General features: G+C 67.0%; 23 protein-coding genes and 1 riboswitch. Of the genes, 8 read left to right on the forward strand and 15 right to left on the reverse strand.

Annotated elements, in window-relative coordinates:
* Nucleotides 1-72: 72 nt before the first annotated feature.
* The 6 genes from N2L00_RS13100 to N2L00_RS13125 all read right to left on the reverse strand — a co-directional run bounded on the left by N2L00_RS13100 (nt 73) and on the right by N2L00_RS13125 (nt 7,088).
* Nucleotides 73-1,125 carry a LacI family DNA-binding transcriptional regulator gene (locus N2L00_RS13100; protein WP_255862577.1) on the reverse strand — a complete coding sequence of 351 codons (1,053 nt, stop codon included), beginning with the start codon at nt 1,123-1,125 and terminating at the stop codon, nt 73-75.
* On the reverse strand, nt 1,122-2,588 hold the full coding sequence (locus N2L00_RS13105) for a GH1 family beta-glucosidase (RefSeq protein WP_374676599.1): 1,467 nt from the start codon (nt 2,586-2,588) through the stop codon (nt 1,122-1,124). The genes N2L00_RS13100 and N2L00_RS13105 overlap by 4 nt, the downstream gene beginning before the upstream one ends.
* Nucleotides 2,589-2,590: 2 nt before the next feature.
* Nucleotides 2,591-3,535: a carbohydrate ABC transporter permease gene (locus N2L00_RS13110; protein WP_255862575.1), complete on the reverse strand. Its 945-nt coding sequence runs from the start codon at nt 3,533-3,535 to the stop codon at nt 2,591-2,593.
* Nucleotides 3,532-4,491, reverse strand: a complete 960-nt coding sequence (locus tag N2L00_RS13115) for a carbohydrate ABC transporter permease (protein ID WP_255764999.1) — start codon at nt 4,489-4,491, stop codon at nt 3,532-3,534. The genes N2L00_RS13110 and N2L00_RS13115 overlap by 4 nt, the downstream gene beginning before the upstream one ends.
* 90 nt (nt 4,492-4,581) lie before the next feature.
* Nucleotides 4,582-5,880, reverse strand: coding sequence for an ABC transporter substrate-binding protein (locus tag N2L00_RS13120; protein ID WP_255765000.1), 1,299 nt, complete (start codon nt 5,878-5,880; stop codon nt 4,582-4,584).
* Nucleotides 5,881-6,254: 374 nt separating this feature from the next.
* The gene (locus N2L00_RS13125; protein WP_312847301.1) at nt 6,255-7,088 is read right to left on the reverse strand and encodes a VTT domain-containing protein; all 834 of its coding nucleotides are present in this window, start codon (nt 7,086-7,088) and stop codon (nt 6,255-6,257) included.
* 210 nt (nt 7,089-7,298) lie between these two features.
* On the opposite strand from N2L00_RS13125, the gene paaI reads away from it, so the two are divergent.
* The 3 genes from paaI to N2L00_RS13140 are packed head-to-tail and all read left to right on the forward strand — an operon-like array spanning nt 7,299 to nt 9,882.
* Entirely contained in the window at nt 7,299-7,793 is a 495-nt protein-coding gene (paaI, locus tag N2L00_RS13130; protein ID WP_255765002.1) for a hydroxyphenylacetyl-CoA thioesterase PaaI, read from the forward strand.
* Nucleotides 7,790-9,142, forward strand: coding sequence for a phenylacetate--CoA ligase PaaK (paaK, locus tag N2L00_RS13135; RefSeq protein WP_255765003.1), 1,353 nt, complete (start codon nt 7,790-7,792; stop codon nt 9,140-9,142). The genes paaI and paaK overlap by 4 nt, the downstream gene beginning before the upstream one ends.
* A gap of 29 nt (nt 9,143-9,171) precedes the next feature.
* Entirely contained in the window at nt 9,172-9,882 is a 711-nt protein-coding gene (locus tag N2L00_RS13140) for a TetR/AcrR family transcriptional regulator (RefSeq protein WP_255862574.1), read from the forward strand.
* Between the two features lie 19 nt (nt 9,883-9,901).
* Here the strand turns inward: N2L00_RS13140 and N2L00_RS13145 are convergent, their stop codons facing one another.
* Entirely contained in the window at nt 9,902-11,212 is a 1,311-nt protein-coding gene (locus N2L00_RS13145) for an MFS transporter (protein ID WP_255862573.1), read from the reverse strand.
* A gap of 206 nt (nt 11,213-11,418) precedes the next feature.
* On the opposite strand from N2L00_RS13145, the gene N2L00_RS13150 reads away from it, so the two are divergent.
* Nucleotides 11,419-12,069, forward strand: a complete 651-nt coding sequence (locus N2L00_RS13150) for a CGNR zinc finger domain-containing protein (RefSeq protein ID WP_255862572.1) — start codon at nt 11,419-11,421, stop codon at nt 12,067-12,069.
* 29 nt (nt 12,070-12,098) lie between these two features.
* Here the strand turns inward: N2L00_RS13150 and paaZ are convergent, their stop codons facing one another.
* Nucleotides 12,099-14,174: a phenylacetic acid degradation bifunctional protein PaaZ gene (paaZ, locus tag N2L00_RS13155; protein WP_255862571.1), complete on the reverse strand. Its 2,076-nt coding sequence runs from the start codon at nt 14,172-14,174 to the stop codon at nt 12,099-12,101.
* Nucleotides 14,175-14,416: 242 nt separating this feature from the next.
* On the opposite strand from paaZ, the gene N2L00_RS13160 reads away from it, so the two are divergent.
* Nucleotides 14,417-15,364 carry an SGNH/GDSL hydrolase family protein gene (locus N2L00_RS13160; protein ID WP_255862570.1) on the forward strand — a complete coding sequence of 316 codons (948 nt, stop codon included), beginning with the start codon at nt 14,417-14,419 and terminating at the stop codon, nt 15,362-15,364.
* Nucleotides 15,365-15,406: 42 nt separating this feature from the next.
* Here the strand turns inward: N2L00_RS13160 and N2L00_RS13165 are convergent, their stop codons facing one another.
* From N2L00_RS13165 to N2L00_RS13175, 3 genes are all read right to left on the reverse strand, one after another.
* Complete coding sequence (locus N2L00_RS13165) at nt 15,407-16,789, reverse strand: FAD-binding oxidoreductase (RefSeq protein ID WP_255862569.1); 1,383 nt, start codon at nt 16,787-16,789, stop codon at nt 15,407-15,409.
* 115 nt (nt 16,790-16,904) lie between these two features.
* The gene (locus tag N2L00_RS13170; RefSeq protein ID WP_255862568.1) at nt 16,905-18,008 is read right to left on the reverse strand and encodes an ATP-dependent DNA ligase; all 1,104 of its coding nucleotides are present in this window, start codon (nt 18,006-18,008) and stop codon (nt 16,905-16,907) included.
* Between the two features lie 10 nt (nt 18,009-18,018).
* Nucleotides 18,019-18,570 carry an alpha/beta hydrolase gene (locus N2L00_RS13175; RefSeq protein WP_255765010.1) on the reverse strand — a complete coding sequence of 184 codons (552 nt, stop codon included), beginning with the start codon at nt 18,568-18,570 and terminating at the stop codon, nt 18,019-18,021.
* Nucleotides 18,571-18,644: 74 nt separating this feature from the next.
* Between N2L00_RS13175 and N2L00_RS13180 the strand changes: the two genes are divergently transcribed.
* The 3 genes from N2L00_RS13180 to N2L00_RS13190 all read left to right on the forward strand — a co-directional run bounded on the left by N2L00_RS13180 (nt 18,645) and on the right by N2L00_RS13190 (nt 21,342).
* Nucleotides 18,645-19,664 (forward strand): LLM class flavin-dependent oxidoreductase, encoded by a 1,020-nt coding sequence (locus N2L00_RS13180; protein ID WP_255862567.1) that lies wholly within the window; start codon nt 18,645-18,647, stop codon nt 19,662-19,664.
* Between the two features lie 554 nt (nt 19,665-20,218).
* Nucleotides 20,219-20,351, forward strand: a riboswitch (SAM riboswitch).
* Between the two features lie 15 nt (nt 20,352-20,366).
* Nucleotides 20,367-20,771, forward strand: coding sequence for a hypothetical protein (locus tag N2L00_RS13185; protein ID WP_255862566.1), 405 nt, complete (start codon nt 20,367-20,369; stop codon nt 20,769-20,771).
* Between the two features lie 133 nt (nt 20,772-20,904).
* Complete coding sequence (locus tag N2L00_RS13190) at nt 20,905-21,342, forward strand: VOC family protein (RefSeq protein ID WP_255862565.1); 438 nt, start codon at nt 20,905-20,907, stop codon at nt 21,340-21,342.
* 65 nt (nt 21,343-21,407) lie between these two features.
* Here the strand turns inward: N2L00_RS13190 and N2L00_RS13195 are convergent, their stop codons facing one another.
* The 4 genes from N2L00_RS13195 to N2L00_RS13210 are packed head-to-tail and all read right to left on the reverse strand — an operon-like array spanning nt 21,408 to nt 25,087.
* Nucleotides 21,408-22,172, reverse strand: a complete 765-nt coding sequence (locus N2L00_RS13195; protein WP_255765014.1) for a CPBP family intramembrane glutamic endopeptidase — start codon at nt 22,170-22,172, stop codon at nt 21,408-21,410.
* 41 nt (nt 22,173-22,213) lie between these two features.
* Nucleotides 22,214-23,095 carry an NAD(P)H-hydrate dehydratase gene (locus N2L00_RS13200; RefSeq protein ID WP_255765015.1) on the reverse strand — a complete coding sequence of 294 codons (882 nt, stop codon included), beginning with the start codon at nt 23,093-23,095 and terminating at the stop codon, nt 22,214-22,216.
* Nucleotides 23,076-23,816, reverse strand: coding sequence for a histidine phosphatase family protein (locus N2L00_RS13205; protein ID WP_255862564.1), 741 nt, complete (start codon nt 23,814-23,816; stop codon nt 23,076-23,078). The genes N2L00_RS13200 and N2L00_RS13205 overlap by 20 nt, the downstream gene beginning before the upstream one ends.
* 38 nt (nt 23,817-23,854) lie before the next feature.
* Nucleotides 23,855-25,087 (reverse strand): MFS transporter, encoded by a 1,233-nt coding sequence (locus tag N2L00_RS13210; RefSeq protein ID WP_255862563.1) that lies wholly within the window; start codon nt 25,085-25,087, stop codon nt 23,855-23,857.
* Nucleotides 25,088-25,111: the final 24 nt, after the last annotated feature.

Raw genomic sequence — 25,111 nt, forward strand, 5'->3', positions numbered from 1 at the left:
ATTCTGCGTAGCCTGCATCGCCGAGCGAGGAACGAGCGAGGCAGCCGAAGGGCGGCAGAATGTCCCGGTAGCCTAGGCGGACTCCCGGACCACCAGTTCCGGCGGGTAGACGACGGGCTCCAGATGTGAACCGGGCTCCTCGATTTCGCGCAGCAGCATCTCGGCGGCCCGCCGGGCCATCTCGACCATCGGGTTGACCACCGTGGTCAGGCCCGGCGTGCTGGAGGATGCGAGCCGGTGGTTGTCGTATCCCACCAGCGCTACGTCGCCGGGCACGGACAGTCCTCGCTCGCGCAGAACCTCCAGCACACCCAGGGCCATCGGGTCGGATGCAGCGAAGATCGCGTCGATGCCCGGGTCGGCGTCGAGCAGCCGGGCGGCGGCGGCGGCACCGCCCTCGGTGGTGAAGTGTCCGGATTCGACGCCGGCCGGTTCGAGCCCTGCCTCGGCCAGTCCCAGCCGCCACCCCTCGGTCCGGTCCTGGGCGGCTGTCATGTCCGCCGGTCCGGTGACCGTGGCGATCCGCCGGTAGCCGCGGCCCGTAAGGTGCCGGGCAGCGAGCAGTCCGCCGGTTCGGTTATCCGTATCCACGAAAGCCAGTCCGGCACGGTCCTGCCACGGCCGGCCGATGAACACGGCCGGCAGCGTTGCGTCCGCCAGCTCGGTTTCCAGGGCGTCGGCTTTGTGGTGGGAAACGATGATGGCTCCGTCCACGTGGCCGCTGCGCAGGTATCGGATGAACTGCCCTTCCTTCTCGCCCTGCCGGGCAATCAGCAGTACCAGCTGCACCTCGGTATCCTTCAAAGCCTCCGTGATTCCGTTCAACGTCATGGCGAAGAAGGGATCCACCAGGACCCGGCCATCCGGCTCCGGGATCACCAGGGCAATGGAATCGGCACGGCTGGTGGCCAGGGAACGGGCCGCGCGGTTGGGCGTGAACCCCAGTTCCCCGATCGCCGCGTCAATGGCGGCCTGCGTTTGGGCGCTGACCCGGGCACCGCCGTTGATGGCTCGGGACACGGTCGAGCGGGAAACACCGGACAGCGCCGCCACGTCTTCCAACGTGGGGCTGCTGCGCCGGGGTTTCACCGACCCGCTCCGGGGCCCGGGCTTAAGGCTGCTCATCGTTTCGACGATACGACATACGCAGGGGTTGCGGTGCCCGGTACCGGCAGGCCCGGGGGCAGGGCATTGGTGGCTGCCGCTTCCGCGTACCAGCGGGCGCTGGCCTTGGGCGTGCGCTGCAGTGTTTCGTAATCGACATGCACAATCCCGAACCGCTTGGCGTAGCCCCAGGCCCACTCGAAGTTGTCCATCAGTGACCAGGCAAAGTAGCCGCGGACGTCGACGCCGTCCGCCACAGCCTCCTGCACCGCTGCCAGATGCGAGCGGATGAAGTCGAGCCGGTCCAGGTCCTGGACGGTCCCGTCGGCCACAACGTCGTCATCGAAGGCTGCACCGTTTTCGGTAATGTACAGCGGCACACCCGCCGGCCCGGTGTAGTCGTGCTGCAGCCGGTTCAGCAGCCGCCGAAGTCCCTCGGGCTGGATCTCCCAGCCCATGTTCGTCTGCGGCAGTCCGCGCCGCACGGCATGGATCCCGTCCGCGGCAGGATACGGGCTCGCCGTAGGACGTGCCGACGGCGCCGCCGTCGTCAGGGGTTCCGTCGGCGGGGTCTTGGTGAAGGCATCACCGTGGTAGTAATTCACCCCCAGGAAGTCGATGGGGGAACTGATGACCGCCAGGTCTCCGTCCTGGACGTGGGATTCGAAGCCGTAGGGAGCCAGGTCCGCCACCACGTCCTCGGGGTATTTCCCGTGGAAGACGGGGTCCGCGAACATCCGGTTGAACTGCCCGTCGATGCTGCGGGCTGCGTCGACGTCGCCGGGGTTGTGCGGATCGGCGGGATCCGCGACCGTGAAGTTCAGGGTCAGGCCGGTGTCCAGGCCCGCGTCCCGGCCCTTGAGCGCCTGGACGGCAAGTCCGTGCGCCAGCAGCAGGTGATGGTTCGCGGCAACCGCGAGTTTTCGGTCCTGCAGTCCGGGCGCATGCTCGCCGCTGGCGTAGCCGACATAGGCCGAGCACCAGGGCTCGTTCAGGGTGGTCCAGGCCGTCACCCTGTCCCCCAGCACGTCGTGGACGCTGAGGGCGTAGTCGGCAAACCGATAGGCAGTATCCCGGTTGGCCCAGCCGCCCTGGTCCTGCAGGGCCTGCGGCAGGTCCCAGTGGTACAGGGTCAGCCACGGCTGGATCCCGGCCTCGAGCAGCGAATCCGTCAGCCGGCTGTAGAAGTCGAGCCCCGCAGCGTTGACCGGGCCGCCGTCGGGCCGGATCCGTGCCCAGGACGTGGAGAACCGGTAAGAGTCCAGGTTCAGTGACTTCATGAGGGCCACGTCATCGTCCATCCGGTGATAGTGGTCGCAGGCGATGTCCCCGTTGTCACCGTTCACCACGGCCCCGGGAACGCGGCTGAAAGTGTCCCAGATGGAATCCTTCCGGCCGTCTTCCGAAGCAGCGCCCTCCACCTGGTAGGCGGCGGTCGCCGCACCCCACACGAATCCGGACGGGAATGAGGAGTTGTTGTTCATGGTCATCCCTTCACCGCTCCCTGCATGATTCCTGCAACCAGATGCCGTCCTGCGAGGGCAAAGACAATGAAGAGCGGAATGGTGGAGAGTACGACGCCGGCAAGGACCACCGAATAGTCCACGAAGCGTGCGGACTGCAGTTGCTGCAGGGCCACCGGCAGGGTCGGATTCTGCGCATTGAGCACAATCAACGGCCAGAAGAAGTTGGTCCAGGTGGCGACAAAGGTGAAGAGTGCCAGCATCGCCGCAGCCGGGCGCGCTGCCGGCAGGCCCACGTGCCAGAACGCCTGCCACATATTGGCACCGTCCACGCGCACCGCCTCGATCAGTTCGTTCGGCAGAGCGTCCTGCAGGTACTGGGTCATCCAGAACACGCCGAAGGCGGTGACCAGCCCGGGGATGATGACCGCTCCCATGGTGCCGGTCCAGCCCAGCTTGGACATCACAATGAACAGCGGAATGACGCCAAGCTGGGTAGGAACGGCCATGGTGGCCACTACGAACACCAGCAGTGCCTTGTTTCCCTTGAAGCGCAGCTTCGCGAAGGCAAAACCTGCCATGGAAGAGAAGAGCACCACGGAAGCAGCAGTCACAGTGGAGACAAGGATGCTGTTGCCCAGGGCTTTCCAGAACGGAATGGTATCCAGCACCGTCGCTGCGTTTGCGAAGAAGTTGCCGCCCGGAATCAGCGGGACGCCCTTGGCGATCACTGTGCTGTCATGGCTTGCCACCAGGACGGACCACAGGATCGGCAGCGCCGATCCAAGAATGACGGCACCCAGCAGTCCGTAGGTAAGGAAGCCCGGCCGGCGGTTGAAACCGCCGGTCTTCCGCCCGCGCGCCAGTGACGGGCGCGGAGGCTGCGCACCGCCGCGGTCCCGGCGGCGTTTGGCTGCTTCGGCGGCCTTGCGGCCGGCGGTCTGTTCGACCATGGGTACGGAAGTCATTTCCGTCCTCCCTGGGTGGCGATGCGTCGGGTGATAAGGAAATTGAGTGCCGCAATGAGAACGATGATGACGAACAACAGCCATGCCACGGCTGACGCCCGGCCCAGGTTGCGCTGGCCCCAGCCGAGTTCCCAGATATACATGGTCAGGGTCTGCCACTGGCGGTCAGCTCCGCCCAGCCCGTAATTGTCGAATACACGCGGTTCATCGAAAATCTGCAGTCCGCCGATGGTTGCGGTGATGACCACGAAGATGATGGTGGGCCGCAGCATGGGGACAGTCACCGAGATGAACTGCCGCCAGCGGCTGGCGCCGTCGATGATTGCCGCTTCGTACATATCCCGCGGAACCGCCTGCATGGCTGCCAGGAAGATCAACGCGTTGTAGCCGGTCCAGCGGAAATCCACCATGACGGCAATAGCCACATGGCTGGCGAGAGGATTGGCATGCCACGGAACCGGGCTCAGCCCCAAAGACGTCAGCGCACCGTTGATGGCACCGGACTGGTCGGCGAAGAGGTTGCCGAAGATGAGTCCCACGGCCACCGGCGCAACAATGTAGGGAAGCAGCACACCCATGCGCCAGAATGTCTTGGCGCGCAGGTTGGCGTCCAGCACCGCAGCAATGGCAATGGCCACGATGATCTGCGGAACGGCCGAGATCAGGAAGATGCTGAAGGTATTGCCGACGGCGTTCCAAAAGTAGGGCTGGGACAGGACGAAGGTGAAGTTCTCCGTGCCGCTGAATCCGAGGTTGCCGCCGATGAGGTTCCAGTTGTGCAGCGAGACCCATCCGGTGTAGATCAGCGGGAACAGTCCCACGATTGAGAACAGGATAAAGAACGGCGAGATATAGAGGTACGGGGAGACTTTGACGTCCCAGCGGGCCAGCCTGCTGCTGAACCCTACCCGGCGTACCGGCGTCCGCGCGGCGGGCGGCTTGACGGTGACGGCCATGGGTTTCTTCCTAACGTTGCGAGGGCAAGAAGTGGTGGTCCGGTGCCTGCGACGCAGTATGCAGCCGCAGGCACCGGTGGCCTGGAGGGATTACTGCAGAGCGTCCACGCTGGCTACGAACTTCTTCCAGGAGGAGTCGGCATCATCCGTCTTGAGCACGTCCACCCGGTTCAGTGCCTGTGCCATCGACGTGTTGATGGTGAAGTAGTTCGGGCCCTTGAACGGCGTCATGGTGACGGCTTCCGCCCGGTCCACCAGGATCTCGCCCACCGGTGCGTTGTTGAAGAACTCGTTGGTGGAGCCCAGCAGGGTTTCGGATTCATACGCTTCGACCTGGCTCGGGAAGGTCCCCTTGGACTCGAAGGCCTTGATCTGCTGCTCGGGCGCTGTCAGCCACTGCGCCAGCTTGATGGCCTCTTCCTGGTTCTTGCCCTGCGAGGGAACCGTCAGGTACGAGCCGCCCCAGTTGCCGCCGCCGCCGGGGAACACGTTGGCGATGTCCCAGCCTTCAACGCCGGCTGCGTTGCCCTCAATGCTGCCAAGCATCCAGCCCGGGCACAGCGTGGTCGCGAAGGCGCCGCTCTGGAAACCTGCCGTGTAGTCGTCGGACCACTGTTCCAGATGGGCAGAGAGGTCCTTGTCCACGGAGTTCTCGAGGACCTTGGTGTAAATGTCCTTCACCTCCGGGTTCTCGGTGGCAATGACGGTGCCGTCATTTTCCTCGTAGGCGTTCTGGACCTGGTTGATCTGGCCCTGGTACACAGCCATGGCCGAGTCATACCACGCGGCATCAGACTTTTCCGTGAATTGCTCGCCCACCTCGAAGTAGTGGTCCCAGTCGCCCTCCAGCAGCTCGGCAACTTCCTCGCGGTCCGTCGGAAGGCCTGCAGCGGCGAAGAGATCAGCGCGGTAGCAGACGCCTTCGGGGCCAACATCGGTGCCGTAACCGATCAGCTTGCCGTCCTCGGTGGTGGCGGCTTCGGTCTTCCAGTCCAGCCAACGGCCCTCAACCTCGGGACTGGCAAGATCGGCAAACTGGTCCGGGTACTGCTTCAGTTCGGGCAGCCAGTCCACCTCGATGCCTTCAATATCCGACAACCCGGAACCGGCAGCGAGTTTGGTGTTCAGGTTGTCATGCGCATTGTCCGACGTCGCCTTCTTGTCATGGACAATCTTGACGTTGGGGTTTGCCTCCTCGTATTCCTTGAACAGGTCCTCGTAACCGAACTCATTGAAGGTACTGACGCTGAGCGTCACCGTCCCGTCGCCTTCGGAAGCTCCGTCGTCGCCCCCGCCGCATGCGGTCAGGAGAAGGGCTGCGGCTGCAACGGATGCGGCAAGCGCAGGTCCGCGGCGTGCACGGCCGGCGGAAGTGGGTTTGGTACTCATTGCTGACTCCTTTGTCATAATCCGGGTATCGAAGCACGAGCGTCCGCGATACCTCCGCGCGTTCCGTGCCGCTGCCTTACGGATGCGCCCTGCTGCCGAACCGGCGGCCAAGATAAAACGGTGGGAGCGCTCCCACAAGCTCAGGCCATCGTGATGTGTGCTGAATCACATGTCAAGTGGGAGCGCTCCCACACTCCCCGCAAAGAATCACCCCAGCTGCGTATCCGCAGGTCAACCCCCTGATGGGGCCGCGGCGGTTATGAAATCGTTACCGAGGGATGCCCCGCCGTACGGCTCCGGCGGGCACAAAAAAGCCCGGACCAAAAGGTCCGGGCCTGCTTGCGCTGGACGTTCTCCAGCCGGGGCTTCGACGGCTACTCGACCGCTCCTGCGCCTTCCACCTTGGGCTTCGGTGCGGTGATGCGGCGGGCTTCCGCGGAACCGGTGTGCCGGCCGGAGTGTTCGACGACGTCGGCGGCACGTCCGGTCTCGGCGTTGCGCTCCGGTACGGTACCGGCTTCCTTTGCTGACGCAGCCGCTTCGGTGCCGCTGTCCTCGCCGTCGTCCTCCTCGTCATCATCCTTGGTGACGGCCTTGTGGGACTGGCGCAGGACCTCAATGACAATCGGAATCACGGAGAGCACCACCACGGCCACGAAGATCAGGTCCAGGTTTTCCCGGACAAAGGGCACGCGGTCGCCGAGGACGTAGCCCAGGAGGGTCACGCCGACGCCCCAGACGAACGCACCCACCGCGTTGAACGAAACGAACGCCTTGTACTTCATCTCGGCAACGCCGGCCACCACCGGGGTGAAGGTCCGAACCACCGGTACGAACCGGGCCAGGATCACGGCTTTGCCGCCGTGGTGGTCAAAGAACACCTGGGCGCGCCTTACGTTCTCCCGCTTGAAGAGCCTGCTGTCCGGCCGGTTAAAGACGGCGGGGCCGGCCTTCCTGCCGATGTAATAGCCGGTCTGGTCGCCTACGAAGGCGCTGATGAAGACCAGGACAGCAAGCAGCCACACGTTGATATCGATGGTGCCCGTAGCCACCAGGAGCCCGGCGGTGAACAGCAGGGAATCCCCCGGCAGGAAGAAGCCGATCAGCAGCCCGGTTTCTGCGAACACGATGCCGCAGACCATCAGGACCACCCACGGCGCGAGGGCCGGGTCGGCAAGGAATACCTGGGGGTCCAGCCACTCAGGCAAAAGGGAAGACATTGGAGGGCGGACAGGACCGGAAACGGCTGTGGCCGCAGAGAGAGTCACCTCACTAGGTTACGCCACTGCCCCCGGCCATTCCCCGACTGTCTGGAAGTTCGGTCCGCAGGCGGCTGCCGACCGGGACGGCCGGAATCCTTGACAGCCGAACACCTGGCGGGATTACCTAATGAACATTCGGTAAAGAAAAGAGGTCCCATGGCTGACACCGAGGTTCCCGGGGTCGCGTCCCCTGCCCATCCCCTCCTGGTCGACGACGCCGCCTCGGCCTGGATGGGCATTGACGTGTTGGACATCGGCCCCGGCACGGCACGTATTTCGATGCTGCTCCGCCCGCAGATGGTCAACGGTTTCGGCATCGGGCACGGAGGGATGGTCTTCGCGTTTGCCGACACGGCCTTCGCCCTGGCCTGCAATCCGGAAGGCGGCGGGCCGGCACGGGAACGGGAACACATCACGGTGGCTGCCGGTGCCGACGTCACCTTCCTGGCTCCGGCCAGGGCTGGTGACCGGCTGACGGCTTCCGCCGAGCACCGTGCCGGCAACGGCCGCAGCGGCGTCTACGACGTGGAGGTGCGGTCCGAACGCCCCGACGGGACCGCCGCCGTCGTCGCCCTCTTCCGCGGACGTTCACGCACCATCCCCAACCCCGCCCGGACACCGTCCGGCGCCTCGATCGAAAGCCGCCCATGAAAGCCCCCTCTCCTCCGATCAAGTCCGCCGCAGCCGATCCCTCGACGCTGGACCCGGAGGAACGTATGAGCCGGGACGAATTGGAGGCCCTCCAGTTGGTGCGTCTGAAGCAGACCGTCGCCTACGCATACGAACGGGTTCCGCTGTACCGGCGCAAGTTCGACGACGCCGGGGTGCACCCCTCCGACCTGGGCGAACTGAGCGACCTCGCACGGTTCCCGTACACCACGAAGGAGGACCTGCGCTCGACGTATCCGTTTGGGATGTTCGCCGTCCCGCAGCAGCAGGTGGCCCGCATCCACGCGTCCTCCGGAACCACGGGGCGGCCCACCGTCGTCGGCTACACCGCCGGGGACCTGGACCGCTGGAGCACCCTGGTGGCCCGTTCCCTGCGTGCCTCCGGAGTGCGCCGGGGATACAAGGTGCACAATGCCTACGGTTACGGTCTCTTCACCGGCGGGCTGGGGGCCCACTTCGGCGCGGAGAGACTCGGCTGCACGGTGATCCCCGTTTCCGGCGGGCAGACGGAGCGGCAGGTCCAGCTCATCGTGGACTTCGAACCGGACACCATCCTCTGCACGCCGACCTACCTACTGGCCATCGCCGACGCCATGACAGCGGCCGGCATCGATCCGCGCTCGACTTCGCTGAAGAACGCGGTCCTCGGGGCCGAGCCGTGGACCGAGGAAATGCGGCACGAACTCGAAACGCTGATGGACCTGGACGCGTGCGACATTTACGGACTCTCGGAAGTCATGGGGCCCGGCGTGGCCGGCGAGTGCGTGGAGAGCAAGGACGGGGCCCATATCTGGGAGGATCACTTCCGGCCGGAGATCATCGACCCGTTTGACGAGACCCGGGTCCTGGGCGACGGCGAGCCGGGCGAGCTGGTTTTTACCTCCCTGACGAAAGAGGCGCTGCCGATCATCCGCTACCGGACCCATGACCTGACCCGTCTGCTGCCCGGAACGGCCCGGCCCTCCATGCGCAGGATGGGACGCATCACCGGCCGCAGCGACGACATGATCATCCTGCGCGGAGTGAACCTTTTCCCCACCCAGATCGAGGAAATCGCGCTGCGCATCCCGGCGCTGAGCCCGCACTTCCAGCTCGAAATCACCCGCCCGGAACGCCTGGATGAGCTCACGGTCCGGATTGAGCGCCGGGAAGACGCCACGACGCCGGACTCCGCGGCGGCTGCGTTGGAACTCGCCGCGCAGGTCAAGATCCACGTCGGTTCCTCCTGCCTCGTTGAGGTGGTCGACCCCGGGACGCTGGCACGCTCCAGCGGCAAGCTGCGCCGGATCTACGACCTGCGCCGTGTCACCGATACCGCCCCGGCGCAGTGAACCGCCCGTTGACGTGGGAAAATAGCGCCATGCCTGCCGCCGCCGGAGCTTCCTCCGAACCTGCTCCCGTTCCCGCTGCCGAGACTGAACCGGAGCAGACCGCTGCCGCCGTCGGCCCCGGGTCCGAGCCTGCGGCCGGACCGGCATCCGGACCGCGCCGCGGCCGGCCCGGATACGACCAGCAGACAGTTCTGAATGTGGCCGTGGACGTGTTCAACCGGCACGGCTATGAAGCCACGTCCATGGGCATCCTGGCCGAGAATCTGGGCATCACGAAGTCCGCGATCTACCACCACGTAACGTCCAAGGGCGATCTGCTGCGCCTGGCGCTGGACCATGCGCTGGACGGACTCGAGGCCGTGCTGGACGACCCTCGGGCTTCGGCCGGTGCGGCGGATGCCCGGCTGGAATTCGTCCTGCGCGGCACCATCGAAGTGCTGACTGAGCGACTGCCGTTCGTGACGCTGTTGCTGCGCCTGCGCGGCAACACAGAAATCGAACGCAGTGCCCTGGCCCGCCGCCGCGAGTTCGACCACCGGGTGTCAGGGCTCGTGGACGCGGCCCGCAGCGAGGGGTCGGTGCGCAGCGACATCGATCCGCGCACCACCACGCGCCTGCTGTTCGGCACCATCAACTCGATCGTGGAATGGTATCGACCCGGCGGGCCGCTGCCCGCGCAGAAGCTCGCAGACAACATCATCACCATGGTTTTCGACGGGCTGCACACCCGCCGGGCCTGAGCATGTGTCCCCGCAGCCGTCAGGCGGCGGCAGGGACAGGGATGGTGCGGAGCCGCAGGAACGCGGGGGTGAGCATCGGCACCGCGGAGAGCACCAGCCCGACGGCGCCGATCAGGACTCCGGCGCGGACCCCCAGCGTTTCGCCGACGACGCCGGCCAGCAGGGCGCCCAGCGGAATGGAGCCGTACATCACCTGGGTATAGGCACCGGCGGAGCGGGTGAGTTCATCCCGCGGAATGAGCTGCTGGCGCATCGTCAGCGAGTAGATATTGGCGTTGCCCTCGCCGATGCCCCGCAGCAGCATGACCGCAGCAATGACAGCAGCCAGGGTCCACCCGGTGACCGGCCAGACCGGCAGCAGCAGCGGCACCGCGCAGGACAGCACCAGCGAAACGGCAAATGCCGGGCCAAGGCCTGCTTTGTCGGCCAGGCGGAGCGCAACCAGGGTGCCGAGAAGGCCGCCGACACCGGCTCCGGCCAGCGCCAGGCCATAGGCGCCAACACCGACGTCCTGCTGCTGCACCGCCCAGAGAATCAGGTTCAGCATCAGGATCTGTTCCGCGGCGTTATAGGTGGCCGCATGGACGGTCAAGGCGCGCAGATGGCGGTCAGCGAACAGGATCCGCAGTCCGGTGAGGATGGTGGGCCGCTTCTCCTTGGACGGGGCGGGTTTCGAGGATCGGCCGGGCTCGGGGCCGGGGTCGGGGACCACCGCCGTCGAGCCCGCACCGACAGTCCGGGACCGCGGACGGCTCGAGGCCACTCCCGCAGCGGAAGCCAGGTGCCCAAGCATGGTGGCAATCAAGGCGCCGGGAGCGCCCACCGCCGAGACCAGCAGGCCGGCCAGCCCCGGGCCGCTGATCTCCGTGACGGTTCGAGTGGCTTGGACGGCGCGGTTGGCCGGCGCGAGGTCCCGGTCCGCAACGAGCGCGGGCACAAAGGCGAAGGCCGATAACCCGAAAATCAGCGCGCAGCAGCCGCTGAGGAAGGTGACGGCGGCCAGCAGGGGGACGCTGAGCCATCCCCCGGCCCAGGCCAGGGGAATCTGGGCCAGAAGCACGCATTGGGCAAGATCGGCCGCCACCATGGAGCGCCGCTGGTCCCGTCCCTGCAGGACATGCCCGGCCACCAGCGAGAACAGCAGGTACGGCAGGGTGCCGGCCGCAGCGACAAGGCTGACCGCCGCCGGCCCGGCATCGAGGGCGATGGCTGTAACCAGCGGAACCGCGATGCCCGTGACCTGGGCCCCGGCGCTGGCAGCGCCCTGCCCCAGCCAGTAGCGGCGGAAACTGCGGTCGGTGCGCAGCAGCACCCAGCTTGGGTCCTTCATGCCGCGGCCCTCGGCTGTACGGCGGCTGCGGGCGTGACAGGCAATAATGAAGGCATGTGCCGGAAAGGGAGACCCGCTGCGACGAAGAATCGAGCCAGGCGGTCGGGACGACGAGCCATCCTCGATCGAGCTGATGCGTGCATAGCTGGGTCCCCTGACGGCCTGTCCTTTTCCGCTGCTCCGGCATACGTTACCGGCAATCAGATATGAGTGGTAACACTCCGGAACCAAATGTTCCTGCGGACAGCGGATACCCGGAGCCGGGCGGGCGCGCACCGGCCCCTGCTCCCCTGCGGCTCCTCCAGGTGTTCGCCAATACTGCCGACAGGGAAGCCGGGCAGGACGCCCTGGACAACACCGACAGCCTGACGGCGTGGCTGGGCAGCTATGGGCTCTTCGGGGCAGGCACGCAGGCTACCGATGAGGATCTTGCCCTGGCGATCGAACTTCGGGAGGGGCTGCGTTCTCTCTTCCTCACGCACCACGACGGCGGGCACAGCGAGGCTGCGCACGACGACGGCGGGCACCTGCACGGCACCCCGGCACCCGACACCGTCGTCGGCCTGGAGCGCCTGGACCGTGCCCTGGAGCAGCTTCCCGTTCGGGTCGTGGCCTCCGGAGGAGAGCCGCGCGTTGAACCGGTGCCCCAGCCCCCGGTGCGCGAGGCACTCGCCCGCATCGGTGCCGTCCTGGTCCATGCCGACCCGGCCCAGCTTCAGCGCCTGAAAGCGTGTCGCCGGGACGTCTGCCGCTGGGTCTTCTTTGACACTTCACGCAACCGGGGCGGAACCTGGTGCGCCATGGAGATCTGCGGCGCCCGCACAAAGATGCAGGCCTACCGCAAACGGAATGCCTAGCCCGGACTCCTGGCTCGCCCCTCCGGAACTTACTTCTCCACCAGGGTCAGCACGTCGTAGGTGGCCACCAGTTCGTCGTTCTGGTTGGTCAGGACGGCGTCCCAGGCCACCTCGCCGTACCCGTCCGTTTCACGCGGCGTGATCCTCTTGGCGGTCAGCGTCACGCGGATGGAGTCCCCCGCGGCCACCGGCGTCAGGAACCGCAGGTTTTCCAGTCCGTAGTTGGCCAGCACCGGCCCCGGCGCGGGATCCACGAACAGGCCCGCACCCCAGGACAGCAGCAGGTAGCCGTGCGCCACGATGCCCGGGAAGAACGGATTCGCCTCTGCGGCTGCAGCGTTCGTGTGGGCGTAGAACGTGTCCCCGGTGGTCTCCGCAAAGGCGGCGATATCCTCGATGGTCACTTCCCGCAGGTCCGACCGCACGGCGTCGCCCACCCGCAGCTCGCTGAGGTGCCTGCGGAACGGATGGCCGGCGTCGAACCGGCGGTCCGCCCCCGGATGCCAGATACCGGTGAGGGCGGTGAGCATATTCGGTGAGCCCTGCACGGCGGTGCGCTGCATGTAATGCCGCACCGCACGGATGCCGCCCAGCTCCTCGCCGCCGCCGGCACGGCCCGGACCACCGTGCACCAGGTGTGGCACAGGCGAACCGTGCCCGGTGGAGGAGCGCGCGTCTTCGCGGTTCAGGAACAATACCCGCCCGTGGTGTCCGGCGATGCCGGTAAGCATTTCCCGGGCCACGTCCGGGTCATTGGTGCAGACCGTGGCGACCAGCGATCCTCCGCCGCGGGCGGCCAGCCGGACGGCGTCGGCGGCGTCGGTGTAGCCCACCACCGAGGCCACGGGGCCGAAGGCTTCGATATTGTGCAGGGCATCCGCGTCGCTGTCCGGCCAGGTCAGCAGCAGCGGCTCCATGAAGGCGCCGTCCGGCGAGGTTCCCTCGCTTCCGTCGGCGCGTACGACGTCGGGGGCGTCCAGCGATCCCAGCGCCAGCTGGGCGCCGGCCGCCAGCATCCGCTGCACCGCTTCCCGGACCCCCTCAAGCTGCTCCCGGGAGGCCAGGGCACCCATCGTCACGTTGTCGGCACGCGGATCGCCCAGGACCACGCGCCCGCGGATGCGCTCCCCGGCGGCGGAAACCACGTCATCGACGAGCCCGGCAGGGACGATGGCCCGGCGGATTGCGGTGCATTTCTGGCCGGCCTTGGCCGTGATTTCGGTGACCAGGGAGCGGATGAAGGCGTCAAACTCGGGGGTACCCGGAACGGCGTCCGGACCCAGGAGTGCCGCGTTGAGCGAATCCGTTTCCGCCGTGAAGCGGACACCGCCGACGGCGATCTGCGGATGGGCACGCAGTCGTTCGGCGGTGGAGGCCGAGCCGGTGAAGGAGACCATGTCCCGGTAATCGAGGTGATCCGGGAGGTCCCGCGCGGAACCGGAAATCAGCTGCAGGGATCCGGCGGGAAGAATGCCCGAGTCCACGATCATCCGCACGGCCGCTGCCGTGATGTACCCCGTGGGGCTGGCGGGCTTGACGATGCTCGGCACCCCGGCGAGGAACGCCGGGGCCAGCTTTTCCAGCATGCCCCAGACCGGGAAGTTGAAGGCGTTGATCTGCACGGCGACGCCGGGAATGCGGGTGTAGATGTGCTCACCGAGGAACGAGCCGTCCTTGGCGAGCTGTTCCACGGCGCCGTCGACAATCACGGTGGAGTTCGGCAGTTCGCGGCGGCCCTTGGAACCGTAGGCAAACAAGACGCCGATCCCGCCGTCAATGTCCACGAGGGAATCGGTCCGGGTGGCGCCGCTGCGGGCGGACACGGCGTACAGCTCCTCGCGCTGCGCATTGAGGTGCATTGCGAGTTCCTTGAGCAGCAGGGCCCGCTGGTGGAAGGTGGACTTCCCCAGTTCGGCCTGCCCGACGGTTCGGGCATAGTCGACGACGGCGGCGGTGTCCAGACCCTCACTGCTGACCAGCGCCAGCAGCTCACCGGTGCTGGCATCGTGCACTTCGGTGCCGCGGGCTCCGGCCGGATCCGGTGTCCACCAGGCCCCCCGGACGTAGCTGGGAACGGTTTCGACGTCGATGGCGGTGGCCGTCATTTCGGTGCCTTTCGAAACGGGAAGAAACCGCAGCCGCTCTCCTGCAGGCATCGTTGCCGCGGGATTACTGACCATGCGGTCGGTATATCGACACCCTAGCCGAAAGCGGCCCTTCCCACACCCGTTGGACTTTAATTACTGCCGGAGTGCCGCGACGGCATACTGCTGGTTGCCGCTGCCCCCTCCCTGCGACAGACTTCTGCCCTCGAACGTTTGCAATACCCCCGCTAAGGAGCACGATGATGAGCCCCAAACCGCTGCTGTTCCGCCGTCTGGCTGTCCTGACCCTGACCATCGCCGCCCTCCTGGCCGGAGGCACTGCCCCGGCCACTGCCGGCGGCCACGAATCCGATTCCCGCGGCGGGCACGGGCATGGAGGTGGCCACGGCGGAGGGCACGGCGGCGGTCAGGGCTGGGGACGCGACGTCGACTATGTGGCCTTCGGAGATTCCTACGCCTCCGGCTACGGCGGCGGTCCCCTACTGGACGCCTGCGGCCGTACCGCACAGGGCTACCCCGCCCTGCTGGACGCCTTGAACCGGGTGGATCTGGAAGCTGACGCCACCTGCGCCGGCGCCACGGCCCTGAGCACTCCGTCCGACACGCCGGTGGACCTGCCCCAACAGATCAACAATGCCTCAGCCTACGGCGAGCTCAACGCCCGGACCGACGTCGTGACCCTGACGATCGGCGGCAACGACGTACGGTTCGGTGCCGTGGTGGCCGCCTGCGCCGGGGCGCAGCTGCCGGCCACCTGTGCACCGGCCATCGAGCAGGCCACCGCTTACGCCCAAACCGCGCTGGCACCGCAGCTGGCTGCGGCATTTGCCAGTATTGCCGAGGCGGCGCCACGGGCCACCCTGGTGGTTACCGGATACCCGCATCTGTTCGAAGCCGGCGCTCCGGGACCGCTCAGTGCCGAGGCACAGGCCCTGTTCAATGGCGGCACCGACGCCCTGAATGCCGTCATCGCCGCGCAGGTTCCCGAAGACGGCGTGTTTGTGGACGTGGTGGACGAGTTTGCCGGGCACGGTGTCGGTTCCGCCGATTCGTGGATCATCTTCGACACTGCAAGCCCGTACAACCTGCACCCCACGGAGACGGGTTACCGGGAGGGCTACACCGCGGCCATCCTCGAGGACGCAGGCAGCGAGTTCGGGGTCGGCTGCCGGCGAGGGCACCATCGGTAGCGCCACCTTCCGTACGGGTCGACCCAGCCACAGAAACCGTTCTCAGGAGGCCGGCAGCGGAACCGCGTGGCCGAACCGGAAGAGGTTCTGCGGATCGTAGGCGGCCTTGGCCGCCTGCAGCCGTCCGAAAACCTCCGGATCCCACGCAGGCTGGGCGCCCGCCTCCGTGCGTGCCGGTCCGCTGAGGTTGACCAGCGCACCCGCAGTGTAGGGGCCGACGACGACGTCGAGCAGATCCAGGGCCGCTGCTGTGGCGTCCGCAGCCGGCGGGACGTTGAGTCCCACGGAGTAGAGGTTGAAGCCTGCCTGCCGGCCGGACACCGCATCCTCGAACGGAGGATCCAGAGCCAGGGATCCGCCCATCAACCGGATTTCCGTCATCATCAGCGGAGTATGCGATCCCGGCCCCACCTGGCCCAGCAAACCGGCCGCCAGTTCATCGGGCAGCTCGGCCAGCAGGGTCCCGCGGTCCAGGCCGGGCACCGGTTCGTCCGGATCCATGTGGATGCTGCCTACTGCCCCGTAGTCCATCGGCCCGGCCGTATCCATGAAGGGCGCGGATACATGCCGCATGGGTTCCAGCAGCGTGTCGCCCTCTTCCCGGCTGCCGAACACCGCGAACCGCAGGTGCACCGGTGCGGTACCGCGCAGTTCCTCGGGAAGGAACGGGACATCCGGCAGGTGCAGGAAGGCCAGGGACGCTGAAACATCCGTCGGCAGCTGGGGTGTCCAGGCTCGGAACGCAGCCAGCACCTCCGGACCGGCATCTTCCGGGTACATGATGCCGCCGCCGTAAAACTCCCGGAACGGGGTCAACCCGAGCGTCATGGACGTGATGACGCCGAAATTGCCCTTGCCGCCGCGCAGCGCCGCAAACAACCCGGCGTCTTCGGCGCTGCCTCCTTCGAGGTGCCTCAGGCTGCCGTCGGAAGTCACAACATCGATAGCCTGCACATGGTCGCTGGCGAATCCCAGCGCCCGGCCCATCAGCGGCAGCCCTCCGCCGGACGCGTAGCCCACCACTCCCACGGTTCCGGAGGAGCCGTGGGGGCCCGTAAGCCCGAGCAGCACTGTCTCCTCCAGCACGGAGCGCCAGCGGACGCCGGCACCCACGGTGACCGTGCCGGCGTCGGGGTCCACCGCCAGGTCCTGCAGCCGGGAGGTGTTGATCAGCAGGCCCTCGTCCATCACGGCGGCAGCACCGTGGCCGGTCGCCTGCATCCCGACAGGAATACCGCGCTCAGCTGCCCAGCGGACGGCATTCTGTACATCCTCGACGGCGGCTGCCCCGAGCACGGCATCGGGACGCTGGATCACCGAGGGGTTGAAGCCGGCGGTGTCGACGGCGTACCCCGGTTCCCCGGGACTGTTCAGCGGGCCGTGGACTACGTTGCGGAGGGTTTCGAGGTCGGCTGCCTGGATCATCTTTGGCTCCTTGTGGGCGGGTGTCCGCGGCCGCCGGGCCCGCGGACCGGAGATGCCGCCAAAAAATGCTAGGCACCGAAGTGCTTCCCTGCCTAGCCCCGCCGGACAATTTCCGCTAGCTTCCGAGCACCTCCGCCAGATCGAACTTCACCGGTTCCTCCAACTGCTCATAAGTGCAGGATTCGGGCGTGCGGTCCAGCCGCCAGCGGGAAAACTGGGCCACATGGCGGAACCGCTCGCCCTCCATGTGGTCGTAGCGCACCTCCACCACCCGTTCCGGGCGCAGCGGCACGAAAGAGAAGTCCTTTTTCCCGCTCCATCGGCTGCCCTCGGAGTTGCGCGGGGTGCGTGTCCCCTTCTCCTGCTCCCCCTCGGCCCACGGGTGTCCGTCCTCGACGGCGACCAGCGGCTGGAGTTCCTCGAACAGTTCCCGGCGGCGGTCCATCGGGAAGGAACTTGCCGCCCCCACGTTCACCAGCACGCCGTCGTCGTTGTAGAGCCCCAGCAGCAGGGAGCCGATCAGATCGGGGCCGGACTTGTGCACCCGGTAGCCGATCAGATCGGGGCCGGACTTGTGCACCCGGTAGCCGGCGAGCACGCAGTCCGCCGTGCGTTCGTGCTTGAGCTTGGCCATGGTGCGCTTGTTCGGCGCGTAGGGTCCGGCCAGGGGTTTGGCCACCACGCCGTCCAGGCCCGCACCTTCAAAACGGCCGAACCAGTCCTGCGCCCGGTCGGCGTCGTCGGTGGCGGCGGTGACGGACACCGGTGCCTGCGCCGTTTTCAACGCCTGCACCAGGGCCTCCCGGCGTTCGGAGAAGGGCCGGTTCCGGTAGTCGACGTCGCCCAGGGCCAGCAGGTCGAAGGCCACGAACCGGGCCGGAGTTTCCTCCGCGAGCAGCTTCACCCGGCTGGCGGCGGGATGGATCCGCTGCTGCAGCAGTTCGAAGTCCAGCCGTTTGCCGTCCGGAGCCACCATGACGATCTCGCCGTCCAGCACGCACCGCTCCGGCAGGTTCGCTTTAAGTGCTTCCACGAGTTCGGGGAAATACCGCGTCATCGGCTTTTCGTTCCGGGAGCCGATCTCGACGTCGTCGCCGTCCCGGAAAATGATGGACCGGAATCCGTCCCATTTGGGTTCGTACAGGTAGTCCCCGCGGGGCAGGGCGCTGACGGATTTGGCCAGCATCGGCGCAACCGGGGGCATCACTGGAAGGTCCATGTGCCCATTCTTATCCGATTGCGGCCGGTTCCCCCAGCCCTGCGGTGAAGGCCGTGAGCAGGTCGCGGCCCTGCTCCCAGTAGCCCACCCCGCTCTTTTCGTTGATGTGGGCGAGCTCGCCGGCGTTGATAACGGGCAGTTTCCAGGCCGCAGCGATGCTTTGGGCGGACGGCAGCGCACAGTACGGATCGCTCTCGCTGGCAATCAGGAGGCCGGGCACTGGCAGTTCCTGCATCCGCGGATTCCGGAACGTTTCCGCGGCCTGCGGAAACGAGGCGGCAACGGGATCCGGCGGGCTGACCAGGAACACTCCGCGGGCGCCGTCGGGGTTTCGATGCAGCCACTCCACCGCGGCCAGGCAGCCCAGGCTGTGGGCCACGAGGACCGTCTGCCCCTTCTGCGCGCCGGCGGCCCGGTCCAGCGCCGCCATCCAGTCCTGAAGCTCGGGTTCATCCCACGACGACGGCGCGATGCGGGTGACGTCCGGCAGCTCCGCTTCCCAGCGGCTCTGCCACTGCTCCGGCGGTGAGCCCTGATAGCCCGGGACCATGGTGATGTGCATGAGGGCTGTTTCCTTTCGCTGGTTCGGCGCAGGTGACCGGGAATACTGCCGACGCTTCCGGCGCTGGAGCTTCTATGAAGAAAATAGGATTCCTGTCCTTCGGACATTACCGGAATGCTGTGGGGTCGATGACTCCCAGTGCGCAGGACGCAATACTGCAGCAGATTGAGCTGACGGTCGCCGCCGAGGAAATCGGCGTCGACGGCGCGTATATGCGGGTGCACCACTTTGCCCCGCAGTTCTCCGCCCCCTTCCCCATGCTCGCCGCCATGGCCGCGCGGACCAGCAGGATCGAGCTGGGCACGGGAGTGATCGACATGCGCTACATGAATCCGCTGGCGATGGCAGAAGACGCCGCAGTGGCGGACCTGATCAGCGGCGGCAGGCTGCAGCTCGGCATCAGCCGGGGATCCCCCGAGCCCGCCCTGCGCGGTTATGAGTCCTTCGGCTACGTTCCCGGCCCGGATTCCTCCGACGCCGACATGGCCCGGCAGCACACCGAAGTGTTCCGTGCCGCCATTGCCGGCGCAGGAGTGGCGCAGGCCGATCCGGCCATGACCGGCAGCACCGGAGCCATGGCCATTGACCCGCTGTCCCCCGGACTGCCGGAGCGGATCTGGTGGGGGTCCGGGACCCGGGCCACCGCCAAGTGGACCGGTGAGCAGGGCATGAACCTGATGAGCTCCACGCTCCTGACCGAGGACACCGGGATGCCGTTCGACCAGCTGCAGGCCGAGCAGATTGCGGTGTACCGGAAGGCCTGGGCCGACGCCGGACACCAGGGCACCCCGCGGGTGTCCGTCAGCCGCAGCATCATTCCGCTGGTGACCGGGCAGGACCGGCACTACTTCGGGCTGCGCGCACAGGCCGAAGGACGGGACCAGGTGGGCCACCTCGACGGCGGATTGGCCCGGTTCGGGAAGAGCTACATCGGTGAACCGGACGTCATTGCTGCCGAATTGGCCGCGGATGCTGCGGTGCAGGAAGCCGACACTGTCCTGGTGACCGTGCCGAACCAGCTGGGCGTGGAGTACAACGCGCATTTGCTGGAGAGCATCGTCAAGCTTGTGGCGCCGGGGGCCGGCTGGCGGTAAGTCTCGTCTTGCCCGGGTCCAGCCGGGTCCAGCCGGGTCCGCCGGGTCCGCCCCCTGCGGGGCTGGAACGGCGGCAACGAAATTCCCCGCTCGCAGAGCTCGCGGGAAATATTAAAGCCGCCTTCCTCCAGCCCCTCCGGTGGCGGCGCGTGGTGTCCAGCACCTTCCGGGGCGGGCTGGGCCCAGCTCCTCCGGTGGCGGTTATAGGTGCCGGAGCGCCTTCCTCCAGGCCCTCCGGCCACGGGCAGCGTCCCAACCAGGACGCGGCCTGCGTACATCTTCGACTGGGAGGGACGGGCGTCGCCCCCGAGGTCCTCGCGCCGACGGAAGGCGAGGTGCGTAGGCGCCGGACGGACCGGGTTAGGCGGCTTTAATAATCCTTGCGAGCTCTGCGAGCAGGGATTTTCGTTGCCGCCGTTCCTGTCCGCCCGGCGCACCCACCGGAACGTACCCCCATCGGTCCGCCCCGGCGCACCCCAACGGAACCCTCGAACGGCATCCCGAAAACGGTCCACTGTCGAAATGTCAGTGGCCTCCGCTAGAGTAGTTTTCAGCTTCACGAGATGTGGCCTTCGCCCGGTTTACCGGGCACAAAAGCTCCGACTGGCCCCACACCAACCCCATTGTTCGGCGGGTGGTTCGGATGACGAAGCGGCCTGCGTCATTCGTCGCAGGCAAGGACAACCTGCAAAGGAACCCACTGTGAGCATCTCCAGTGTCAGCAAATCCGGTCTCAGCAACTGCAGCGGCTTCGCCCCCGGGCACAACATCCATTGGATCCACAGCCGCCGCCTCGAGGGCTGGGAACAGTGGTCGGACGTCGAAGTCACGGCGGATCCGCAGCTGGACCTCATCTATCTGGTGTCCGAAGGTACCCAGCACCTGATGTGGTTCCACAATGTTCCGGCTGTCGCCACCGCGCTCGCGGCCGCCGTCGATACCCCGCAGTGGTGCCGGCACTATTCCACACTGATGGTGCCGGGCGGGTTTGATTCCGATGCCCGGAGTTCTTTTTTCTACTTGGCCCGGCCGGAGCGGGTCGTTCCCTGCAACGGCTCCCTGGTTCGGGCCCCGGAAACTGAGCGGATCGAAAAGGCCGGCTCCTAGCTGCCGCTCCGTCTCGGGACCCGTACGGATTCCGAGACGGTGCAGCCGCGTGCGAGGAGCTGGGCAGGCCCGAACGTCCGCGGCCCGCCGCTACGCGCGACCCCGGAGCGGCCGCGAACCTACGCTGGGCGCCATGGCATACAACATACAAATCTGTGTGGACTGCACCCATGCCCTCAACCAAGCGGATTGGTGGGCCGAAACCCTCAAATGGGCCAGGGAACCCACCGACCAGGAGGTCCTCCAATCCGCCCTGGACCAGGGCCTTGCCTCACCGACGGACGTAGTGGAACACCACGGCGTCCGGGTCTGGGGGGATGTCGCGGCCATTTGCCCGCCCGACCAGGTGGGCCGCCGCGGGCGGCTGCGCATCCTGTTCCAGACGGTGCCGGAACCCAAGACAGTCAAGGACCGGATCCACCTCGACGTGATTCTGGATGACATGGCCAAGGAGGAAGCACGCCCCAGGCTGGAACAGCGGGGAGCCACCTTCCTTTATGAAGCCAGCCAGGGGCCGCAATCCTGGTACACCATGGCCGACCCGGAAGGGAACGAATTCTGCATCGGTTGACGACGCCGGGACTCACCCTTGTACAGAAGGCGGACGCTGGGACGCGGCAGCTACGCAGGCAGCAGCTACTGCTGCAACAGCTCCGGCGGCACGCTGTAGAGGAGGATGACACCCAGCAGGTTTTTCGCGGCGTGCACACCGTAGGAAAGCATGAAGTTGTTTCCGGCCCAGACGTAGATGCCTACGAGGGTGGCGCCCATCGCCAGGTAGGGCATCAGCACCGGCAGGGTCAGGGATTCCTTGCCCACAATGTGGATGGAGGCGAATAACAGGACCGACAGGATGCAGCATCCCCAGAGGTTCCAGTACCGGCTGAGCTTGCCGATCAGCAGGTGGCGGAAAATGTACTCCTCGACAAAGGGCGCCAGCACCACCAGCAGCGGCACCACCAGCCACGGCGATACGGACCCCACAAATCCCTCGACGGCTTCCTGGTTCACCGCCGTTTCGACCTGCCCGCTCAGCAACGCCCCGATCATGGTGACAATGAGCATGACGAGGACGCCGGCCGGAATCAGGGACAGGGACAGCACCGGCCGGGTAGCCAGAATCTTCGTTTCCCGCACCACGTAGGGCCGGGCCGCGAGGAAAGCCAGGAGGCCTGCGACCCCGTAAAACGCCAGGTTCAGGACGTAGGCGGCTGCAACCGGATCCGGAACCAGCATCACCAGGACAGGCATAACGAGTCCAGGCGCAAAGCTCAGGACCAGCAGGAACACCACGTAGAAACCTGCTGCCACGGCGTCACGGCGGGTGAAACGGTAGGAAAGCCACGGAATGTGGGCCGCAGGTCGCCCCGGAGGGCCGGTCCGGTATTCGTTCGCTGTCATTACCTCAGGATATGGGCCGTTCCGCCGGGATACAGCCCTCGCTAGCTCAACTCCGCGATCACCGGCGGCATGGCCTCGAGCAGCTCCCGCGCCAGGAAGCTGAGCGGTCCCCGCGAGGCGGAGAGCCGGTCCCCGCTCACCGCGTGCAGATAGGTGCCCCAGCACGCTGCCTGTTCCGGCGTCGCACCGCGGGCAAGGAACCCGCCCACCGCACCGGCAAGGACATCCCCGGACCCGGAGGTACCCAGGCCCGAGTTCCCGGCCGGCACTTCCCAGCTCCTTCCGTCAGGAGCGGTAATGACGTTGTGCGCGCTGACCACCGCCCGGTATTTCCGTGCCACCTCCAGGGAGGCTTTCGGCAGGTCCAGGGAGTCTTCGTCGGCATCCTCGTCCTCGAGGAGGCGCAGGATTTCAGCACCGTTCGGGGTCAGGACCAGCCGGCCGGCCAGGGTGTCGTAAAGTTCCGGCAGCCCGGGCAGCACTCCGAGGGCAAAGGCGTCCAGTACCACCTGTGTCTTTTCCCCGAGCAGCGGAACCACTGAACGCAGGAGCGCTGCGGCCTGCTCGGCGTCGTCCAGGCCGGGGCCGATCACTACTGCCGACGCCGTCGAAAGATCGGATTCGAGCCGCTTGCCGGCCGCCGCGCCGTCAATCCCGCCGTCTTCCTCCGGCAGTCCCACCACCCCGGATTCGGGGATGGCCACGGCGACGGCGATCGCCGCCGATTCCGCCAACCCCATGGTCAGGCGGCCGGCGCCGACCCGCAGTCCGGCAAGCCCGGTCAGCATCACCGCTCCCGGGGTGCTGCGCGCTCCGCCGATCACCAGCACGGTGCCGCGGTCCTCCTTGCCGGAGGCCTCGGTGGAAAGCCGCCAGCCGCGCAGCAGTGCGGGGGTAACAAGCTCAACGGGGGTGGATGTCATCGGTTTCTCCTGCATGTTCGGTTACCGGTGCTCCGCTGTCCTGCAGGTGGAGCACGCTGTTGAAGGTGTGTAGTTTCCAGAGCCCGGTGCCGGTGGGGCGCACCAGCCGGGTCACGGAGCCGTTCCGCACGCTGTTGGCGGCGGCGGTGTCCAGCAGTTCCTGCTCGCTGATCCGTTCCAGCACGTAACGGATCAGCAGGATCACGGCGTCGTGGCAAACCACCGCCACACGCTTGCCGTCTTCCTCGTCGTCGAGGTCCCGGAACACCGACCGCAGCCGCAGCGCGACGTCGGCCCAGGACTCGCCGCCCGGCGGACGGTAGGCGAATTTCCCCAGCCAGGACCGGCGTTCGGCTTCCCCGGGGAAACGCGCCGCGACGCCGGCGGAGGTCAACAGATCCAGGATCCCGAGTTCCCGGTCCCGCAGGCGCTCGTCAATCCGCATGCCACCGGTGAGGCCGGCCAGCCCCGCCAGTTCGGCCGTCTGCCGGGCCCGCAGGTAGGGCGAACACCAGACGGACTCGGGCAGCTCTTCGGCGGGAAGCCCGGCAATCCAGCGGCCAAGCGCTGCCGCCTGCTGCTCGCCGTCGGAGCTGAGCGGGACATCGGGGTCCCGCCAGGGAAGGTCGATACGTTCGGCGCCCTCGCGGCCTGCGCGGGTAGCGGCCACGTTGCCGGCGGATTCACCGTGGCGGACCAGAATCAGTTCAGTTGCACCCATGCTCCGACTCTACCCGCCGGTCTCCGGAGGCCAAGGGCTCAGGTACCGGAGCGGGTATCCACCCTGCCGCCGTTGCGCACCGTGAACGTCAGCAGCAGGGCGACGGCGGCAAAGGCCGCAAGCAGCATCAGGCCCACGAAATAGCTGCGGTTCGCCGGATCATAGGTTGCCCCCATAACCAGCGGAGGGAAGTAGCCGCCGAGCCCGCCGGCGGCGGCAATAATCCCGCCGACGGTGCCCACGTCCTGCGCCGGAGCGGCACGGCCCACCCAGGCGAACACTCCGCCGGTGCCCAGCCCCAGGAACAAGGCCATCAGGATGAACGCCGTACCGTAGACCTCCTCCTCCTCCGGCCGGAGGGCAACAATAACGGCCAGGACTGCCGTGCCGGCAAAGGAAGCGAGCGTGACCAGTTTCGGCCCGACCTTGTCCGCGATGGTGCCGCCGATCGGCCGGGCGATGACGGCGGCCACGGCGAAGCCTGCGGTCCTGGTTCCTGCCGCGGTCGCATCGTAATCGTAGACATTGCCCAGATAGGTGGGCAGGTAGTTGGAGAACGCCACAAACGCACCGAACACCACGCCGTACAGGAAGCACAGCTGCCAGGTGACGCGCAGGGTGAAGGCGTGGGTGATCTTCGGCAGCACCGGTTCCGTGGGCCTTGACCAGGCCGGGGATTCGCGCAGGATCAGCCAGCTCAGCACTGCCATGGCCGCGACGACGACGGCGATGGTGATGTGGGTGCCCATGTAGCCGACGGCGGCCACCAGCCGCGGGGTGAAGAACGCCGACACGGCCGTCCCCACCATGCCGGCCCCGAACACCCCGGTGGCGAAGCCCTTCCGGCTGCGTTCGTACCAGGCGGAGCAGAAGGGGATGCCGATCGCGAAGACGGTCCCGGCGATGCCGAGGAAGAACGCGATGACCACCAGGAAGGGGAAGTTGCCCTGCTGGCCGACGATTCCGGTGAGCAGTACCAGCGGGGCCGTCACTCCCAGGATCACGGTGAACATGACGCGGCCGCCGTAGCGGTCCGTCAGGGCGCCGACGGGGATCCGGGCCACCGAGCCGACCAGGATCGGCATGGCCACAAGGACCGAGGTTTGTCCGGCACCCAGGTCCATGTCTGCGGCGTAGCGGCTGGAGAGCGGTCCGATGATCGTCCAGGCCCAGAACCCCACTGTGGAGGCAATGGTTGCGACGATCAGGTTCCGCAGCTGGCCGGACCGGAGGTCTGCGCCTGCGGCCGGAGGAGAAGATGCTGTGGACATGGGCTGCCTGCCTTCCGCCAGATG

This window comes from Arthrobacter sp. zg-Y1171, from assembly GCF_025244845.1.
Taxonomy (GTDB): Bacteria; Actinomycetota; Actinomycetes; order Actinomycetales; family Micrococcaceae; genus Arthrobacter_B.

Excerpts from the sequence above, each read along its gene's own strand:
- N2L00_RS13100 (WP_255862577.1), bottom strand. The coding sequence starts at position 1,125 with ATGAGCAGCCTTAAGCCCGGGCCCCGGAGCGGGTCGGTGAAACCCCGG.
- N2L00_RS13105 (WP_374676599.1), bottom strand. The coding sequence starts at position 2,588 with ATGAACAACAACTCCTCATTCCCGTCCGGATTCGTGTGGGGTGCGGCG.
- N2L00_RS13110 (WP_255862575.1), bottom strand. The coding sequence starts at position 3,535 with ATGACTTCCGTACCCATGGTCGAACAGACCGCCGGCCGCAAGGCCGCC.
- N2L00_RS13115 (WP_255764999.1), bottom strand. The coding sequence starts at position 4,491 with ATGGCCGTCACCGTCAAGCCGCCCGCCGCGCGGACGCCGGTACGCCGG.
- N2L00_RS13120 (WP_255765000.1), bottom strand. The coding sequence starts at position 5,880 with ATGAGTACCAAACCCACTTCCGCCGGCCGTGCACGCCGCGGACCTGCG.
- paaI (WP_255765002.1), top strand. The coding sequence starts at position 7,299 with ATGGCTGACACCGAGGTTCCCGGGGTCGCGTCCCCTGCCCATCCCCTC.
- paaK (WP_255765003.1), top strand. The coding sequence starts at position 7,790 with ATGAAAGCCCCCTCTCCTCCGATCAAGTCCGCCGCAGCCGATCCCTCG.
- N2L00_RS13140 (WP_255862574.1), top strand. The coding sequence starts at position 9,172 with ATGCCTGCCGCCGCCGGAGCTTCCTCCGAACCTGCTCCCGTTCCCGCT.
- N2L00_RS13145 (WP_255862573.1), bottom strand. The coding sequence starts at position 11,212 with ATGAAGGACCCAAGCTGGGTGCTGCTGCGCACCGACCGCAGTTTCCGC.
- N2L00_RS13150 (WP_255862572.1), top strand. The coding sequence starts at position 11,419 with ATGAGTGGTAACACTCCGGAACCAAATGTTCCTGCGGACAGCGGATAC.
- paaZ (WP_255862571.1), bottom strand. The coding sequence starts at position 14,174 with ATGACGGCCACCGCCATCGACGTCGAAACCGTTCCCAGCTACGTCCGG.
- N2L00_RS13160 (WP_255862570.1), top strand. The coding sequence starts at position 14,417 with ATGAGCCCCAAACCGCTGCTGTTCCGCCGTCTGGCTGTCCTGACCCTG.
- N2L00_RS13165 (WP_255862569.1), bottom strand. The coding sequence starts at position 16,789 with ATGATCCAGGCAGCCGACCTCGAAACCCTCCGCAACGTAGTCCACGGC.
- N2L00_RS13170 (WP_255862568.1), bottom strand. The coding sequence starts at position 18,008 with ATGGACCTTCCAGTGATGCCCCCGGTTGCGCCGATGCTGGCCAAATCC.
- N2L00_RS13175 (WP_255765010.1), bottom strand. The coding sequence starts at position 18,570 with ATGCACATCACCATGGTCCCGGGCTATCAGGGCTCACCGCCGGAGCAG.
- N2L00_RS13180 (WP_255862567.1), top strand. The coding sequence starts at position 18,645 with ATGAAGAAAATAGGATTCCTGTCCTTCGGACATTACCGGAATGCTGTG.
- N2L00_RS13190 (WP_255862565.1), top strand. The coding sequence starts at position 20,905 with ATGGCATACAACATACAAATCTGTGTGGACTGCACCCATGCCCTCAAC.
- N2L00_RS13195 (WP_255765014.1), bottom strand. The coding sequence starts at position 22,172 with ATGACAGCGAACGAATACCGGACCGGCCCTCCGGGGCGACCTGCGGCC.
- N2L00_RS13200 (WP_255765015.1), bottom strand. The coding sequence starts at position 23,095 with ATGACATCCACCCCCGTTGAGCTTGTTACCCCCGCACTGCTGCGCGGC.
- N2L00_RS13205 (WP_255862564.1), bottom strand. The coding sequence starts at position 23,816 with ATGGGTGCAACTGAACTGATTCTGGTCCGCCACGGTGAATCCGCCGGC.
- N2L00_RS13210 (WP_255862563.1), bottom strand. The coding sequence starts at position 25,087 with ATGTCCACAGCATCTTCTCCTCCGGCCGCAGGCGCAGACCTCCGGTCC.